We start from the raw sequence: 16396 nt of genomic DNA, 5'->3' as shown, positions 1-16396 counted from the left end.
TAAATTTTACCCCCTTTTCTTCTTTGAACCTTTGGATGGTTTATTCTTGTTTGGGAATTTCCGGAAAGCACTCCGCACCGCATTGTCTAATAGGTTTCCTTCACGGGTACGGTTAATATCCATCATGCCCTCAGCCGACCAGATAATGGATTTCTTTTGAGAATCCTCCACCTCAAGAATCAACATGCCTTGTGTGAATTCACGTGACCACGCCTGGGTTTGATTCGCAGATGAGGGATTGGTCACAACCACTTGCTGTCCCAACCGGCCTTGTTGTTGCACATCAAATTTTACGGTGGTCTCAATAACGTAACTAACAATAAGTTGTGCAGTAGAATCATCTTTAAATTTATATCCGCGAAATTCCATCTCGCGAATAATAGAAGTACGTATCTCCTTATAAAAAGCTTCTTTATCGATTGGTTGTTCCGAGTTGCTGATCACGGAACCACGAGCCACCGTGAAGGTTTCATAGGTAAGCAAGTCAACACCACTTGCCGTTGAAGTTTGAAACTCCTGACCGGACGATATTTTTACCAGTATCAGAAAAAGGAACAAAAGAATGGGCTTCATATTTCTAATGTACAAAATAAAGTGTGCTTTACCAATGTTGCTTCCGAGCGTGGTGATGTTGCCTTCGGGAGCCTCAGGCAACGACTAAGTACTGCGGTGGCAAGGCACTAGAAACAGTGGTTGAGGCCTCGAACGGTGGCTAATGCACTCGAAACGGTGGCTGAGGCACTCAAGGCGGTGGCTGAGGTACTCGAAGCCACCGGTACTAACTCCTCGGATGAAACTCCGTAATCACCTGACGCAAATAATCCCGATCAAGGTGGGTGTAGATTTCTGTTGTGGTGATCGACTCATGGCCCAGCATTTCCTGCACGGCACGTAAATCTGCGCCCCCTTCAATCAAATGCGTGGCAAATGAATGCCTGAACGTATGCGGACTTATGGTCTTCTTTAAACCAATGGCTTGTGCCAAAGATTTGATAATCGTAAAAATGGAAACCCGTGAAATTTTCTTTCCGAAGCGATTTAAAAAAACATGCGATTCGAATCCCTTTTTAACCGGTACATGAACGCGAATTTCATCAATGTAAATCTTCAGGTATTTCATGGCATCCCGACCAAGCGGCACCAGCCGTTCCTTGTTACCTTTACCGATTACACGCAGAAAACCAACATCAAAATAAATATTGTTTAGTTTCAACTCTACCAACTCCGAAACTCGTAACCCCGAACTATACAACACCTCCAGCATGGCACGGTTACGGCCACCTTCTGGGGTTGAGAGGTCGATTGCTTCCAGAAGTTTTATAACTTCATCATAATTGAGTGTGTCCGGAAGCTTGCGGCCAATCTTAGGCCCTTCCAGCAATTCGGTTGGATCCTTTTCGATCAATTCCTCAAACATCAGGTATTTGTAAAAGCCTTTGATGCCTGAAAGTATGCGGGCCTGGCTGTAGGCACTCATGCCCAACTCATTTATATACTGCAGAAATAATTGAAGCTGCTTAGTAGTGAGTGTTAATGGTGTGGCCTTTACCTTCTTTAGCTCGGTAAACTGCTTAAGTAACTCCACATCATGAACATATGCAGCAATGGAATTGGCTGAGAGCGACCGCTCCAGCTTCAGGTAATGCGCAAAGTGCTTAATGTGCAGGTCCCACATGGCGAAATTCAAAATTCAGTATTCAAGGGTCAAAATCAAAATACAGCTTTGAACGCCATAAACTGACTCTAGACAATTGACTAAAGACTACCTATCTTTAGGTATGAAAATTCAGATCATCAATGGGCCCAATTTAAACTTGTTGGGCGTTCGGGAAGAGGACATTTATGGAAGTCGTGACTTTGAGAATTATTTTGAAGAACTAAAGAACCGTTTTCCACAAGCGGAACTTCATTACTACCAATCCAATGTAGAAGGTGAGCTGATTAATAAAATACATGAGGTTGGTTTTTCATTTCACGGCATCGTACTCAACGCAGGGGCTTACACCCATACATCAATCGCCATACACGATGCCTTGGGCGCAATCAAAACCAAAACAGTGGAAGTACACATCTCCAATATTTATGCGCGTGAGGAGTTCCGACATAAAAGTCTGATTACGTCAAAATGTATCGGCCTGATTTCAGGTTTTGGATTAACCGGCTACGACATGGCGATACAGTATTTTATTAAAGCCGAGTTGTAATATCGTTAGATCGTTATCCAATGATCTCCTTCTACCCCGGCCCGTCACGCGTTTACCCAAAAGTTTCCCGCTACATGCAGGATGCTTATAGGGATGGAGTGTTAAGCATTAATCACCGGAGTGATGCCTTTATGGAAATATCCAAAAAGGCAATCAATGGAATTCGTGAAAAACTAAACGTTCCGAAAGGTTACACGATCTATTTTCTTACTTCGGCCACTGAATGCTGGGAAGTAATTGCAGAGTCATTCGTTCGAAAAGAAAGCATCCATATATATAACGGAGCTTTTGGAGATAAATGGTGCACGTATACCGAAAAGCTGGCACCCAACGTAATGCGTAAACCATTTAACCGCGAAGCACAACTTCAGGAAGATCAATTGAAATTCACCAAAGGTGACCTCATTTGCATTACGCAAAACGAAACATCAAACGGAACTCAGGTAGGCACTGATACTATAAAAGCTGTTGGAAAGAACAACCCTAACCACTTAATCGCTGTAGACGCTACCTCCTCCATGGCAGGCATCACGCTTGATTTTTCTGTTGCCGATATTTGGTTTGCCTCGGTTCAGAAATGTTTTGGCCTGCCTGCCGGGCTCGCGATAATGATTTGTTCACCGCGCGCCTTGGATCGTGCGCAATCAATCAATAACCGAAAGCATTATAACAGCATGTTGTTTTTGGACGACATGATTAAAAAAGCACAAACACCGTGCACGCCAAACGTACTCAATATTTATTTGCTGATGCGTGTGATGGCCGAAGTAAAAGAAATTGAATCCGTGCACAAAACGATAACTGGCCGGTTCAAAAAATGGGAAACCTTCTTCGACATTAAAAGCAACAAACTCAACCTCTTGATCAAAAATCATTCTGTCAGATCACAGACGGTACTGGCTATTGAATCAACACCATCACTTATCGAAAAAGTAAAGACGCAGGCTATTAAGAAAGGTTTTCTGCTGGGCGATGGATACGGTGAACTTAAGCCCACAACCTTCCGCATTGCCAACTTTCCTGCGCTGCGAAAAAGTGAAATCGCCCGGCTCATGGATTTTCTTTACGATTTCATTTAACTCCTTCTGTACGAAGAATCCAATTGTTTGGTTTCATTTGAAATTTTTCTTTTTCAGCGTACAACCCTGAAAGACTTCCTCCGTTGAACGCCTCGTACCAAACATGCATTCTGTCAAATGAAAAAAATTATTACATTATTCAACTTTGTTCTATTGTCTTCTACTGTTTTTGCCCAAACACTTTTACCCCGGGCAGGTGTTACTTTGTCAACCAGCTCGTATGAGCCGTACGCTGACTTTGCCGAAAAGTCTGAAAAAGAATTACTAACCGGATTTACCGTTGGTGTTGGATACGATCTTTTCATTAACGACCGGTTTAGCCTACAACCAGAGATTAACTTCATACAAAAAGGGCTAAAGCGAAACGATATTTCCTATCCGGATAGTTATGAATACAAACTTGTTACCGAATATAAATTGAATTACCTGGAAATACCGGTGCTCGTCAAAGCGAAGTTTGGAGGGCAGACAAAGTTTTATGTTACTGCAGGCCCAACAGTATCTGTTGGTTTATCGGGTACCTACTCGCTCAAAAGCACCTTTGCAGGCCTGCCTGAAGAGCCCATCTCCAGCAAGGTAAAATTCAGTGAACGTCCGGAAAACTACGATGGTTACGATCAATTTGCAGACAACCGGATTGAGGCCGGAGTTCAGGTTGGCGGAGGGGTATTGCTATTTGGAAAGGTGAATATCGAAGCCCGTTATGGATACAGCTTTACCGGACTTTTTGATGATACCGACTTCAAGAACCGCGTTGTTCAGTTTAGTGCAAGCATGCCGATTAACCTATTTTAAAAAATAAAGTTACCTGCAGTAAAGAAAGCTATATTAACTAATGTGTAATTTTATTAAACATTAAACCCTCATTTATGAAAAAGCTATTAGTTGTTATTGCTTTAATCATGGCAGTCACTGCCAGTGCGCAAACCATTATTCCGAAAGCCGGAATGACTTTATCCACATTGGATGCTGAAACATTTGCTAGTAACCCTGGTGATTTTGATTCCTATAAAAATGTTACAGGCTTTTCAGTTGGTGTTGGTTATCGAATCGGCTTTGGTGACTTAATCAGTCTGCAGCCTGAATTACTCTTTATCCAAAAAGGTTGGAAGAATGAGTATGGTTATGACGATGGCTTTGGTTACACCGAAACATACACCGAGACAGCTAAATTAAATTACATCGAACTACCCATTCTATTACGCATCGCACTAGGACCCGACAAATTTAAATTCCACATTAATGTCGGGCCTTCAGTGGGTTATGGAATTAATGGAAAGTATGATTATGAATCGAAGATTGACTACTATGGCGACATTTCAACATTCTCAACAGATGGAGACATCAAATTCGAAGAAATGCCAGAAAATTATGAAGGACCAGACGAGTTCATACCGAACCGTATCGAACTTGGCGCACAAATTGGTGGAGGTGTAACGTTATTCAATAAAATCTTGGTTGATGTACGGTATGGCTTAGGCTTAACTGATCTCTCAGATGATGGAAAATCAAAAAACCGCGTACTTCAATTCACCGTAGGCGTACCAATTGGGTTGGGATTGTGACAAGCAAAAACTTGAATAGAAAAGCCGGATTAAAAGTCCGGCTTTTTTCATTTAGCTTTGCTCCAAGTTATTTAAACCTATGGCCGATTTTAAAGAAATTCTTTCCGTAACGCTAATCCTGTTTTCTGTTATTGATATTCTGGGATCTATCCCATTCATCATCATCATCAAAAAACGTGAGGGACGCATTCACGCAGAAAAAGCTACCATCATTTCTGCAGTATTGATGGTTGGTTTTCTTTTTCTTGGGCAATCCATCCTCAAACTTTTCGGATTAGATGTTGCCTCTTTTGCCGTGGCTGGAGCCATCGTAATTTTTATTGTAGCCATGGAAATGATTTTAGGCATTACCCTCATTAAAGATGATCCCGATGCCAAAGGATCAGGTTCCATTGTTCCCTTGGCCTTTCCATTGATAGCCGGTGCCGGAACGCTTACCACCATTTTATCACTGCGCGCAGTATACGATCAAACCAACATTCTCATAGGTATATTACTTAACCTGGTTTTCGTATACATGGTGTTGCGGTCATCTTCGTGGCTTGAACGAAAACTTGGTAAATCGGTTTTTGCTGTGTTGCGAAGAGTGTTCGGTGTTATTCTGCTGGCTATTGCCGTGAAGATTTTTAAGGATAACGTGGCTTTCTGATTCTCGAGGAATCGTTTTTCCTGCGCAATCTGTTATCTTTAATGTATGAAATCCCTGAAAGTCGATATACCCGACAACCTGGAATTAACGGAACATGACATAAAAATGATCGTGGCCGGCCAGCTTTATCAAACAGGAAAGCTTACTCTTGGCCAGGCAGCAGGGTTAGTGGGTATCTCTAAAAGAGAATTTATTGAGACGATGGGCCTCTACGGATTTTCTGTTTTTAGTGAATCTGTAGACGACTTCAGAAAAGATCTTCGAAATGCCTAGAATTGTTATTGCAGACACAAGCTGTTTAATAGTTTTAGACAAAATCGAACAACTTGAAATTTTGCAATTGCTTTATTCTGAAGTGCTGACAACTCCCGAGGTTGCCCAAGAATTCGGCTTACCATTGCCTCGCTGGATAAGTGTAAGAACTGCCACAGAAACTTCCTTCCAAAATGATTTAACTGGATTGGATGCGGGGGAAGCTAGTGCCATCTCGCTTGCTTTATCTACTCCAGATTCAATACTTGTATTGGATGATCTTCCTGCCAGAAAAGTAGCAGAAAAATTATCCATTAATTTCACAGGTACACTTGGGCTTTTGGCAAAAGGGAAAGCTTCTGGATACATCCTAGCCATAAAACCGATTCTCAAAAAATTAAAAGAGATTAACTTCAGGATTTCCGCAAAAGTGGAAGAGGATATTTTAATTCAATGTAACGAACAATGATCCGTATTTACACCGATGGTGCAGCACAAGGAAATCCCGGACCAGGTGGTTACGGTGTGGTGATGAAATTCAATCATCATGTGAAAGAACTTTCAGAAGGTTTTAGGCTTACCACCAACAACCGCATGGAACTGCTGGCCGTAATTGTGGCCTTGGAAACAATTAAAAAAAATGGTTATCCCGTTACCGTTTACTCCGATTCCAAATACGTTGTGGAGGCTGTTGAGCAAGGCTGGATCTGGAACTGGGAAAAGAAAAACTTTGCCAAAAAAGCCAACCCGGATTTATGGAGGCGGTTCATTCCCCTATACCATACCTACAAACCAAAATTCAAGTGGGTGAAGGGGCATGCCGGTCATCCGGAAAACGAACGATGCGATCAACTGGCCGTGCAGGCAGCCAACAGCCCGGGCTTACAAATCGATACGTGGTATGAAAACCATCGCGATCAGGAAGAATCCTGATTCTTGAGTTTTGCGTATTGGTTCTTATCTTGAACGATTAAATAATCCAATTGGAGCCTAAACTGAACTTTTCGCCCGCATCGTTGCAAGTATTGAATGTTTGCATCGCCATTATTATGTTCGGTGTGGCGCTCTCTATCAAGCCTGAACATTTCTACCAACTCAAAAATCAAAAGAAAGCACTACTCACCGGCCTGGCATCGCAATATCTGTTACTGCCATTTCTCACCTACGTGTTAATACTGATACTTACACCTTCACCCGGAATTGCACTAGGAATGATTCTCGTGGCGGCTTGCCCGGGCGGAAACGTGTCGAACTTTTTCACGCTTCTGTCGCGCGGTAATGTAGCGCTCTCTGTAACGCTCACCGCTTTTTCCTCTTTGCTGGCGTTTGTGATTACTCCGGCAAATTTTTTCTTCTGGTCGTCTTTGGCAGGATATAAGTCGCTACTGCGTTCGTTTGAGATCGACTTTATGGATTTATTTATCAACATGATTTTGATTCTTCTGCTGCCGCTCGTGCTGGGTATGTTGGTTAATCGATTCTTTCCTAACGTATCAGAAAAAATTTCCAAACCGGTACGCACCACTTCCATCCTGATCCTCATCGGCTTTATTGTGGTCACACTCTATTTTAATGCCACTGCCTTTCGCGATTACATTCTGATGGTATTCTGGCTTGTGGTGTTTCACAATGGCCTGGCCTTGCTTGGCGGGTATGGTTTAAGTTGGTTGCTCAAAAACGACAACAAAGTTCATCGCGCAGTAGCCATTGAAACCGGCATTCAAAATTCTGGGCTTGCCCTCGTTTTAATTTTTACATTTTTTAATGGCAATGGTTACATGGCATTAATTGCAGCCTGGTGGGGCGTGTGGCATCTCGTCAGCGGATTTATATTTGCCTATATGTTTCAACGAAAAAGTATTCAGCAACCGGCATGACTCCTCCTTTGCGCTATCGCTTATTGAAAGCTTATGTAAAGCTCGGCCTGCAGGTGTTTTTTAAAAAATGGCAAGCCACCGGACTACAAAACATTCCAAAAGAAGGCCCCTTTATTTTTGTTCCGAATCACCAAAACGCATTTCTCGATGCCTTGCTGGTCGTGTGCGGAACACCACGCAACCCCTGGTTTATAGCCCGTGGCGATGTGTTTAAAAAACCTTGGGCAGTGAAGCTGCTTACCTTTATGCGCATCAAACCCTTGTTTCGCTTTCGCGATGGATTGGAAGCCATGCGCCAGAATGACCGATATATGAACGAATGCATCGATGTACTCAAACAAGGTGAATGCATTCTGATTTTTGCTGAAGGCAACCACAACGAACCCTGGACTACACGACCACTACAACGGGGTTTTGCACACATGGCACTTCAGTATGTTGAACGTACCGGAAAGAACATTAACCTCATTCCCGTTGGCTACCATTATGAAAACCACTCTGCTTTTCGTTCACGCGTGTTGGTACAATATGGTGAACCGATTTCTGTAGCAGAAACAATCGATGGCTTAACCGATCAACGGGAGAAGCTGATGGCATTGGCCAATGCAACCGGTGAAAAGATGCGTTCACTCATTCTTACCGTTCCAAAAGATGAGGACTATCCCGAAAGGAAAAACTTCCTGTTACAGAATCGTCAGCGCAAAGCAGATATGGTTGATCAATTACAGGCCGATCGTGACATGATGAGCACGTGGAAGAAAGGAGATGAAGGACATCAATCAAATCAATCATCCGTTTTCAGGTGGTTTAATCCCATATTCCTGTATGGGCGATTGGTTCATCTCATTCCCCACCTCATCATTGGCTGGATTGTGAAAAACAAAATTAAAGACGATCAATTTATTGGGTCCGTAAAAGTGGCTGTGGGCATTTTTTTAGTTCCGATAAGCTACTTGTTGCTCATTGGAATTTTCTATGCGGTTACCCGTGAAGCGTTATGGACACTCGGGTTTTTTCTTTCACTCCCCATTAGCGGCTTGATCGCCTACAACCGTTAATGCTCAAACAGCACTACATCAAATTTCTTTAACTCCTCCAGAACGGGATCATAAATTTCACTCATGGTTGGAATTTGAACTCCCCTGCTTTTTATCTTGCCTTGTAATAAAAGCTTGGCAGCAATACCCATCGGTAAACCAACTGTTTTGGCCATGGCCGTATGTACGGCATCATCACCTTTAGCTACTAAAGATGCCTGAATTGTTTTCACCTTTCCCTGCTGTTCAATCTTAAACCGGTGGATCATCACAATCATGTCTTTATCGGATGACTGAAGCGCCCACCGCTTATTCAAAATGTGTTCGAGTATTTGTGCGGGTGTTCCTTTCTGCAAGCCGACTGATTCATCAGAAAAGAGTCCTGACCAGGATAAGCGCACAAGCTCACCACTATCTTTTGCCAAATTAAATTGGCGCATGAGCTTATCTTCAGGAGCTTCTGTTTTACTTCCCTCCAGAAAGGCATTTATAAAATCACGATGAGTCATGCTGCCCACGCGTTCCATCGTATAGGTGTCATCACAGCAACCCAATTGTACCAATACATCCCATGCCGAACAAAAACCATAATTACGCAAGGTGCCACGCAACATGGTTTCAATACCATCAAGTGCGTAGGTATCAATATACTTTAATGAATCGCGGTTAGCATAACCTTCATAAGCGCCATATCCAGGCACGGTTACATGTGCAATGCGTTTAAACAATTGTTGGTAGGGAATGTATTTCACCTGACCTTCTTCCAGAAACTTTGCGGTGCCCTGCCCGGCCATGACCACGTTGCGCGGGTTCCAGGTAAACTTATATCGCCAGGGATTTTCCGGATCCGTTTCCGGTGCAATCAATCCACCGGTAAACGATTCAAAGGAAAGTATTTTACCTCCCTCTCCACGCACACGATCAATCAGTTGCATCGCACTCATGTGATCGATGCCCGGATCCAGTCCGCACTCATTCAAAAAGAGTAAATCCTTTTTTTCAGCCTCTTCGTGCAATCCCTTCATCTCATCTGAAACATAGCTGGCGGTGATCAGGTGCTTGCGCAACGCCAGGCAATACCGGGCCACTACAATGTGGAGGTGAGGCGGAAGCAATGATATCACCACATCTGCGGAAGTGATGGCCTCATTCGCCTGCTCCGCTTGTTGGATATCGAATGTTATGGCCTTGCCATTTGAGGAATGGCCGACTTTAGCCTGAGCAGCATCAATTGAAAAGTCGCCCACTACAATTTGCCACCCTTGAGAAGCAGCCAAATCAAGCAAATATGAAATGAGCGAGGAAGAAGAGCGGCCCGCGCCCAAAACCAGAATTGTTTTCATAGCTAGCAAAATAACCGATAATGAGGGGTTAATAGAATCCGTACCCGAAAATTTATAACTTACTATCCCCAAGCAAAAGTACGATGAGTGAATTCAGCATGTTCAACCATTTCGATGAACTGGATCAGGAGTCGAAATACCTCGCCCACAAAGCCAAGGATGCCGCCAATCATGCCCATGCGCCCTACTCAAAATTTACGGTTGGCGCTGCCCTTATTTTAGATGACGGTACTGTTGTAACCGGAGCAAATTATGAGAATGCGGCATATCCATCAGGCATGTGTGCCGAACGGGTCGCACTTTTTGCAGCAGCAGCTCAACATCCTGAAAGGCGTATTATGAAAATCGCCATTGTTGCTAAAAAAAAGGGTGGCAAAGAGCTTGTTCCTGCAACCTCATGTGGCCCTTGCCGGCAGGTCATGCTTGAATTTGAGATGAATCAGAAGAAACCCATCACCATCGTGATGCAAGCCGATGACAACTCCTGGGTAATGGCCCCCTCTGCCCAGTCGCTGCTGCCGTTTAGTTTTACCCGAAACAACCTGGATCATTCCCATAAAAAATAGCCTAAAAAGGCTTATTTTAAGCAGAAATTGCTGATTTTGCTCCGCATCAGTCATGCCCGCAAGGGTTGTGGCTGATTGACCGGGGTTAATTAAAATCGAATTGGTGCCCAGGTATTTAACTCATGTAATATTTTGCATAGAATTAGGCCAGGCATACATGCAATGTGGCCTATTTTTGAACCCGTTAGTTAAAAGACCTATCATCTCATGCAGGACATTGACATAGTCGACCTGAAAAAGATTTCGGAATTCATTTTCCAGAAATACCAGTACGACTTTCGCAACTACGCCATGTCCTCTTTCAAGCGCAGGGTTCAGCGTATCCTCGAATTGAAAAAGCTCACTGTTGATGGGCTGATTAAAAAATTAACCGATACGCCATCCTTTATTAACGAGTTTCTGGACGAACTGACCGTTAACGTTACGGAAATGTTCCGCGACCCGAGCTTCTGGCGCATCATGCGGGAAGAAATAATCCCCGCTATACTCCTGAATCACAAGCAATTCAAAATTTGGCATGCCGGATGTTCCTCGGGCGAAGAGGTACTCTCCATGGCCATTTTGTTAAAGGAAATGGGTATTCTGGATAGTGTGCAGCTTTATGCCACCGACCTGGATACCACTATTCTTGAGCGTGCCCGGTCGGCAACCTACTCCATGAAAAACATGGAGCTGAATGAGAAAAACTACATCCGCTTTCAGGGGGCTGGCTCGTTAACCGATTATTATAAAGCAGAGAATGGCTATGCCGTGTTCAACAAGGACCTGCTGGCCAATGTAAACTTCAGAAAACACGATCTGGTATTGGGTGAACCCTTTAACAAGTTCGACCTGATTTTGTGCCGGAACGTCATGATCTATTTCAACCAAACGTTGCAAAACGATGTGTTGAAAAAATTTCATGAGAGCTTATTCAAGTATGGCTACCTCGCCATCGGATCAAAAGAATCGCTGATCTGGTGCGATTATGCCAACCGCTTTATTGTAGTGAACAACGAAGAGAAAATTTATAAGAAGATAAAAGATTAAGGGCTGATCCCGATGAGCATGTTTACTTTAAATAACAGCTACAAAGCCGTTGTAATCGGTGGATCAGCCGGGAGTTTTCAGGGAGTAGTGAAAATACTTTCTCAATTACCGAAGGGATTTCCGCTGCCGATTATTATGGCGCTGCACCGGTTGAAACACGTGCGCCACGGATTCGTGGAAGCACTTTCGCTGAAGAGTGTAGTGCAGGTAGTAGAGCCTGATGACAAGGAGCCTTTAAAAAAAGGTGGCGTTTACCTGGCTCCGGCCAATTATCACCTTTCGGTTGAGTTGGGAAATAATTTTTCCCTGTCGACTGAGGAGATGATGAACAACTCACGCCCCGCGATTGACATTACGTTAGGATCGTGTGCGTATGTTTTTAAAGATAAGCTGATTGGCATCCTGCTCTCAGGAGCAAATAAAGATGGTGCCCTCGGCATGAAATATATAAAGGACCGTGGCGGATTAACCATTGTTCAGGAACCTTCGGAGTGTATGATTGAAACCATGCCTAAGGCTGCCATGGCCCTGACAAAAATTGATCACGTGTTGAAAGTGGATCAGATTATAGAATTTTTTAAAGAATTAGATAAGCAATACCGATGATGTCCTTGTTCAAAGACCGATTAACCGTAAGTCATGTGCTGGCCGCACTTTTTTTCCTGGGTGTGCTGGTTTCAGCCTACATGCTGTATAAAATCCCTGGCACCTTACAGGTTACGAGCGGATTTTCTCAACTCGTAACACCATACGTCATCATTGCCATAACATTAGTCTTGGGTATTGCAGCGCTCATCTTTGCACTGGAGTATAAAAAAGAATTGATCGTTATCCGCGACCGGGTTGTTACTACCCAGGATGATACAACCACATCAGAAGGCAAAACTTCTTCAACGTATTCAATTGGCGCAATTCAGCAGGCAGTAAAAGGCGCTAAGAGCAGCAATGAAGCATTTCAAAAAGGAATTCAGTCCCTGGGCAAAACTATGGAAGTGGGGCAAGGAGCCATCTATAATGTGGTAAGTCAAGGCGATACCATAACCGCCAAATTTGTTGACGGATATGCGTTTACCCTGGAGGAAGGAAAAACCATTGAATTTGATTCAGGCGATGGCCTGATCGGACAGGCAGTGGCTTCAGGAAAGTCGCTATACATTGACGAAGTCCCCGAAGGTTACATCAACATTGTTTCCGGGTTAGGCCAAGCTTCACCCCGTTACCTGTTAATTGTACCGATCAAGAAAGAAAATACAGTAGTGGGTGTTTTCGAACTGGCCTCATTCACCCCATTCGATTCCGCTAAACAAAAATTTGCAGAAGCTGCCGCGCAGGTAATGGCAGAAAATTCAGGTTCAAAAAATTAAGGACGCATGCTCGCAAAATTTAACGATCTCGACATCACCTCTAAAATCACCATACTGGTACTCATCATCAGCCTTGCTGCAGTGAGCGCCATAAGTTTTTTCTCATTTGATATTAACCGACAGGCTACTCGCGACAAATATCAGTATAGCTTACAAGCCATTGCTGATGCAAAGGCTACGCACATCAACCAGTTTTTTGAAACAACTGCGCGTGCCATTACATCCGTTCAAACCGGTTTGGATTCATTGAATTCAGGTGCTGAATATCTAATTCGTCAGCAACAAATTTTTGGTTTTGATTTTATTCACCTCACTAACTTGAATGGTGCCATTCTCGAATCATCAGATACAACGCTTGAAAGCAGGACTTTTCTTGATCCGGATGGTTCAAGTTTTGCAGCAGGACACCTCGGTGTTCATTTCAGCCCGGTGTTTAAAGAAAATGGCAAGTACTTTCTTTTCGTGCTTGCTCCGGCCAAAACGACAAGTGGCGATGGACTGATCGTAGCTAAACAAAGTCTGGATAATTTGTATAAATCACTTACCGACTACCGTGGATTAGGCAAAACCGGTGAAGTGCTGATTGGAAAGCTGGATGAGGTCAATAAAAAAATTCTGCTGGTAAGTCCGGTGCGGCCCGAACCCCAGGCTGCCATTAAATTATACAACACTACCGATAAAGCAGTTGATGCCTTCCGCAGTGCGCTGGAAGGAACTGCCGAAGGATCAGGAACCGGTATAGATTACCAAAACAAAGAAGTAATACAGGTATGGCGTAAACTCAATCAACCCGGTTGGGCATTGGTTACCAAAATGGATGCTGATGAAGCCAGTGGCGATGCCGGATCATTGCTTCAGATTTTTATAACGGTTGGCATCTGCATCGTACTGGTAGCCATTGCAGCCAGTATACTATACGCCCGTTCATTGCTTCGCCCTATCAATACCATGCGCCATGCACTCGAATTGATTTCACAAGGTGTGTTGCCGGAAACAATTGACAACATTCACCTGGATGAGTTCGGTAAAATGGCCTCAAAAATCAATGACCTTACTAAGTCGCTAAGACGCAATGCTGACTTTGCCCAAAAGATCGGAGAAGGCAAGTACAATACTGAATTTACGCCAGCCAGTGATAACGACTTGTTGGGTATGTCGTTGCTGAACATGCGCCAAAACCTGATCGACAATGAACGCAGAGACACCGAGCGCAACTGGATTGTTCGTGGCGTTGCTGAAATCAGTGAAATGCTCAGGCTTCATGATTCCATAGATTCACTCAGCGATGATGTGGTGAAATTTATTCTGGATAAAATTGGAGCCGTACAAGGTGCCTTTTATGTAGTAGATGATGAAGGGCGTGAACCAATCATTGAAATGCGGGCCAGCTATGCCTATGGCCGTAAGAAATACCTGAAAACCAAATTCAAATTTGCGGAAGGATTGGTTGGCCAAGCCGCTGTTGAAAAAGACATTGTGCTGCGCACTGAAATTCCGCATGAATACGTAACACTTACTTCGGGGATTCTTGGCGATCAACGCCCTACGTGTATACTGGTTGTGCCCCTAATCACCAATGAAGAAGTTTACGGTGTATTGGAATATGCTGCCCTGAAAAGATTTGATCCGTCACAGATAAAATTTGTTCAGGAACTCAGTTTGATTCTTGCCCGCACCATCTTCAACATCAAGGTGAATGAGCGCACACGCAAACTCCTCGAAGAATCACAGGCCATGAGTGCCGAACTGCAGGAGAAGCAGGAAGTGTTGCGCCAGAATGCAGAAGAGATGCAGGCTACCCAGGAAGAACTGGAGCGCACCAATACGGAGCTTGAACACCAGGTAGAAGAAGTAAACCGCACCCAAAAGCGGATGCAACTACTGCTTGAAAATGCATCGGAGGTTATTACCATTTACGAAGAGGACGAAACCATTCGCTACATCTCCCCTTCTGTGGAGAGCATCTTAGGTTATGGTCAGAAAGAATTGATCGGCAAAAGCGACTTTGATAAAGTTCATCCAGACTACAAGGATGTTTATATCAGTCTGTTTGCACGGATGAAAGAAAATCCGGATGAAAAAGTTACTGTGCAATTCGAGTATAAAACAAAAGATAACCAGTACATCTGGATTGAAGCAACCGGTACCAACTTCATGTCGAACACGGCCATTCACGGCTACATTTTAAATGCACGCGACATTACTGAACGCAGAAGAGCCGAGCAAGAACAACGCATGCGCAGTAAGATGCAGGCGCTTTCTGAAAACTCGCCCGACCTGATTACCCGATTGGAAGATGAGTCCATTTCGTACATCAACCCGGTAATTGAGTCTTACACCGGCAAAGGCCCGAATGACTACCTAAACAAGAAATACAAAGAGGCAGGTCTGGACGCCTCCATTCTGGAAAGCTGGTTACGTATTGTAGAGCAAGTGAATGCCACCAACGAAACAGTGGCCACAGAAATGGATTTCCCTTCTGAATTGGGTAAGCGGGTGATGCAGGTAAACGCCATTCCTGAATTTGATGAATCCAATAAACTTGAATCCGTGCTGGTGGTTTCGCACGACATTACCGAGCGGAAGATGATTGAATTGGAGATTCAGAATAAGAACAAGAAGATTACTGAGAGTATCAATTACGCCAAACGCATTCAAACGGCAATTCTTCCTAACTCACGCGTAATCAGTAAAACACTACCTGATTCATTCATCCTATACAAACCGCGCGATGTGGTAAGCGGTGACTTCCCTTGGTTCATGCAAATCAAAAACGACATTTACATTGCCGCTGTGGATTGTACCGGTCACGGTGTACCGGGGGCCTTGTTGTCGTTGATTGGCTACTTCCTGCTGAACGATATTGTACGAAGCCGTAAGGTTACAGACCCGGGTGTTATTCTTGACTTGCTGGATGAAGGTGTAACCAAAACCCTGCGTCAGGATGAAGATGCTTCTACCAAAGATGGTATGGACATAGCCCTATGTAAGGTGAACATGGATACTCGCGAGGTTGAGTATGCCGGAGCACACCGACCCCTATACATTATGCGAAATGGCGTAATGGAAGAAGTAAAAGGTAATAAGTTTCCGATCGGTGGGGGTATCTTCAAAAATCAAACAAACTTTACCAATACCAAGCTTACCCTGAAAAAGGGTGACTCCATATACTTTAGCTCAGATGGGTACCCCGACCAGTTTGGAGGCCCTGAAGGCCGTAAGTTTGGCCCTAAGCGTGTGCGCGAAATTATTGAACGCGTACACAAAATGCCTATGCTGGAGGCTTCCGGTATCTTTGATCAGGAGTGGGAAAGCTGGCGCGGGGATACCAAGCAGACCGATGATGTGTTGCTGATTGGTATTAAGTTTTAGCCGATGTAGGAAAAACTGCTATTTAGATACAAATAAACCATGTTTTTGAACCAAATCTT

Annotated in this window: 18 protein-coding genes; 15 read left to right on the top strand and 3 right to left on the bottom strand. The window is 43.9% G+C overall.

Annotation, left to right across the window (positions count from 1 at the left end; all coding sequences use genetic code 11):
- Nucleotides 1–6: 6 nt before the first annotated feature.
- Together QY309_02055 and xerD are read right to left on the bottom strand one after the other, a co-directional pair.
- On the bottom strand, nt 7–654 hold the full coding sequence (locus tag QY309_02055; protein ID WKZ60269.1) for a DUF4136 domain-containing protein: 648 nt from the start codon (nt 652–654) through the stop codon (nt 7–9).
- A 124-nt stretch (nt 655–778) separates the two neighbouring features.
- Nucleotides 779–1675, bottom strand: coding sequence for a site-specific tyrosine recombinase XerD (gene xerD / locus QY309_02050; protein ID WKZ60268.1), 897 nt, complete (start codon nt 1673–1675; stop codon nt 779–781).
- Nucleotides 1676–1778: 103 nt separating this feature from the next.
- Between xerD and aroQ the strand changes: the two genes are divergently transcribed.
- The 10 genes from aroQ (at nt 1779) to QY309_02000 (ending at nt 8684) form a co-directional block, all read left to right on the top strand.
- Entirely contained in the window at nt 1779–2204 is a 426-nt protein-coding gene (gene aroQ, locus QY309_02045) for a type II 3-dehydroquinate dehydratase (protein ID WKZ60267.1), read from the top strand.
- 20 nt (nt 2205–2224) lie between these two features.
- Nucleotides 2225–3283 (top strand): aminotransferase class V-fold PLP-dependent enzyme, encoded by a 1059-nt coding sequence (locus QY309_02040; protein ID WKZ60266.1) that lies wholly within the window; start codon nt 2225–2227, stop codon nt 3281–3283.
- Between the two features lie 117 nt (nt 3284–3400).
- Nucleotides 3401–4078, top strand: a complete 678-nt coding sequence (locus tag QY309_02035; protein ID WKZ60265.1) for a porin family protein — start codon at nt 3401–3403, stop codon at nt 4076–4078.
- A 74-nt stretch (nt 4079–4152) separates the two neighbouring features.
- Nucleotides 4153–4848, top strand: coding sequence for a porin family protein (locus QY309_02030; GenBank protein ID WKZ60264.1), 696 nt, complete (start codon nt 4153–4155; stop codon nt 4846–4848).
- Between the two features lie 79 nt (nt 4849–4927).
- Entirely contained in the window at nt 4928–5497 is a 570-nt protein-coding gene (locus QY309_02025) for a MarC family protein (GenBank protein WKZ60263.1), read from the top strand.
- Between the two features lie 45 nt (nt 5498–5542).
- Nucleotides 5543–5770, top strand: a complete 228-nt coding sequence (locus QY309_02020; protein WKZ60262.1) for a UPF0175 family protein — start codon at nt 5543–5545, stop codon at nt 5768–5770.
- A complete protein-coding gene (locus QY309_02015; protein WKZ60261.1) occupies nt 5763–6218 on the top strand; it encodes a DUF3368 domain-containing protein in 456 nt (151 codons plus the stop codon). The genes QY309_02020 and QY309_02015 overlap by 8 nt, the downstream gene beginning before the upstream one ends.
- On the top strand, nt 6215–6682 hold the full coding sequence (gene rnhA / locus QY309_02010; GenBank protein WKZ60260.1) for a ribonuclease HI: 468 nt from the start codon (nt 6215–6217) through the stop codon (nt 6680–6682). Before QY309_02015 ends, rnhA begins: the two co-directional genes overlap by 4 nt.
- Before the next feature lie 50 nt (nt 6683–6732).
- Nucleotides 6733–7626 carry a bile acid:sodium symporter family protein gene (locus QY309_02005; GenBank protein WKZ60259.1) on the top strand — a complete coding sequence of 298 codons (894 nt, stop codon included), beginning with the start codon at nt 6733–6735 and terminating at the stop codon, nt 7624–7626.
- On the top strand, nt 7623–8684 hold the full coding sequence (locus QY309_02000) for a 1-acyl-sn-glycerol-3-phosphate acyltransferase (protein ID WKZ60258.1): 1062 nt from the start codon (nt 7623–7625) through the stop codon (nt 8682–8684). Before QY309_02005 ends, QY309_02000 begins: the two co-directional genes overlap by 4 nt.
- Here QY309_02000 and QY309_01995 read toward each other — a convergent pair.
- Complete coding sequence (locus tag QY309_01995) at nt 8681–10006, bottom strand: saccharopine dehydrogenase C-terminal domain-containing protein (GenBank protein ID WKZ60257.1); 1326 nt, start codon at nt 10004–10006, stop codon at nt 8681–8683. The two genes, QY309_02000 and QY309_01995, sit on opposite strands and share 4 nt — an antisense overlap.
- Nucleotides 10007–10089: 83 nt before the next feature.
- On the opposite strand from QY309_01995, the gene cdd reads away from it, so the two are divergent.
- From cdd to QY309_01970, 5 genes are all read left to right on the top strand, one after another.
- Nucleotides 10090–10572 carry a cytidine deaminase gene (gene cdd / locus QY309_01990; GenBank protein ID WKZ60256.1) on the top strand — a complete coding sequence of 161 codons (483 nt, stop codon included), beginning with the start codon at nt 10090–10092 and terminating at the stop codon, nt 10570–10572.
- Nucleotides 10573–10779: 207 nt separating this feature from the next.
- Nucleotides 10780–11601 carry a protein-glutamate O-methyltransferase CheR gene (locus QY309_01985; protein ID WKZ60255.1) on the top strand — a complete coding sequence of 274 codons (822 nt, stop codon included), beginning with the start codon at nt 10780–10782 and terminating at the stop codon, nt 11599–11601.
- Between the two features lie 12 nt (nt 11602–11613).
- Nucleotides 11614–12207 (top strand): chemotaxis protein CheB, encoded by a 594-nt coding sequence (locus QY309_01980; GenBank protein WKZ60254.1) that lies wholly within the window; start codon nt 11614–11616, stop codon nt 12205–12207.
- Nucleotides 12204–12965: a GAF domain-containing protein gene (locus tag QY309_01975; protein ID WKZ60253.1), complete on the top strand. Its 762-nt coding sequence runs from the start codon at nt 12204–12206 to the stop codon at nt 12963–12965. Before QY309_01980 ends, QY309_01975 begins: the two co-directional genes overlap by 4 nt.
- 6 nt (nt 12966–12971) lie before the next feature.
- Nucleotides 12972–16337 (top strand): PAS domain S-box protein, encoded by a 3366-nt coding sequence (locus QY309_01970; GenBank protein ID WKZ60252.1) that lies wholly within the window; start codon nt 12972–12974, stop codon nt 16335–16337.
- The last annotated feature ends 59 nt before the right edge of the window (nt 16338–16396 follow it).

The organism is Cyclobacteriaceae bacterium (assembly GCA_030584025.1).
GTDB lineage: Bacteria > Bacteroidota > Bacteroidia > Cytophagales > Cyclobacteriaceae > UBA2336.
This window is presented reverse-complemented; position numbering and strand designations above follow the sequence as displayed.

Excerpts from the sequence above, each read along its gene's own strand:
- xerD (WKZ60268.1), bottom strand. The coding sequence starts at position 1,675 with ATGTGGGACCTGCACATTAAGCACTTTGCGCATTACCTGAAGCTGGAG.
- aroQ (WKZ60267.1), top strand. The coding sequence starts at position 1,779 with ATGAAAATTCAGATCATCAATGGGCCCAATTTAAACTTGTTGGGCGTT.
- QY309_02040 (WKZ60266.1), top strand. The coding sequence starts at position 2,225 with ATGATCTCCTTCTACCCCGGCCCGTCACGCGTTTACCCAAAAGTTTCC.
- QY309_02035 (WKZ60265.1), top strand. The coding sequence starts at position 3,401 with ATGAAAAAAATTATTACATTATTCAACTTTGTTCTATTGTCTTCTACT.
- QY309_02030 (WKZ60264.1), top strand. The coding sequence starts at position 4,153 with ATGAAAAAGCTATTAGTTGTTATTGCTTTAATCATGGCAGTCACTGCC.
- QY309_02025 (WKZ60263.1), top strand. The coding sequence starts at position 4,928 with ATGGCCGATTTTAAAGAAATTCTTTCCGTAACGCTAATCCTGTTTTCT.
- QY309_02020 (WKZ60262.1), top strand. The coding sequence starts at position 5,543 with ATGAAATCCCTGAAAGTCGATATACCCGACAACCTGGAATTAACGGAA.
- QY309_02015 (WKZ60261.1), top strand. The coding sequence starts at position 5,763 with ATGCCTAGAATTGTTATTGCAGACACAAGCTGTTTAATAGTTTTAGAC.
- rnhA (WKZ60260.1), top strand. The coding sequence starts at position 6,215 with ATGATCCGTATTTACACCGATGGTGCAGCACAAGGAAATCCCGGACCA.
- QY309_02000 (WKZ60258.1), top strand. The coding sequence starts at position 7,623 with ATGACTCCTCCTTTGCGCTATCGCTTATTGAAAGCTTATGTAAAGCTC.
- QY309_01995 (WKZ60257.1), bottom strand. The coding sequence starts at position 10,006 with ATGAAAACAATTCTGGTTTTGGGCGCGGGCCGCTCTTCTTCCTCGCTC.
- cdd (WKZ60256.1), top strand. The coding sequence starts at position 10,090 with ATGAGTGAATTCAGCATGTTCAACCATTTCGATGAACTGGATCAGGAG.
- QY309_01985 (WKZ60255.1), top strand. The coding sequence starts at position 10,780 with ATGCAGGACATTGACATAGTCGACCTGAAAAAGATTTCGGAATTCATT.
- QY309_01980 (WKZ60254.1), top strand. The coding sequence starts at position 11,614 with ATGAGCATGTTTACTTTAAATAACAGCTACAAAGCCGTTGTAATCGGT.
- QY309_01975 (WKZ60253.1), top strand. The coding sequence starts at position 12,204 with ATGATGTCCTTGTTCAAAGACCGATTAACCGTAAGTCATGTGCTGGCC.
- QY309_01970 (WKZ60252.1), top strand. The coding sequence starts at position 12,972 with ATGCTCGCAAAATTTAACGATCTCGACATCACCTCTAAAATCACCATA.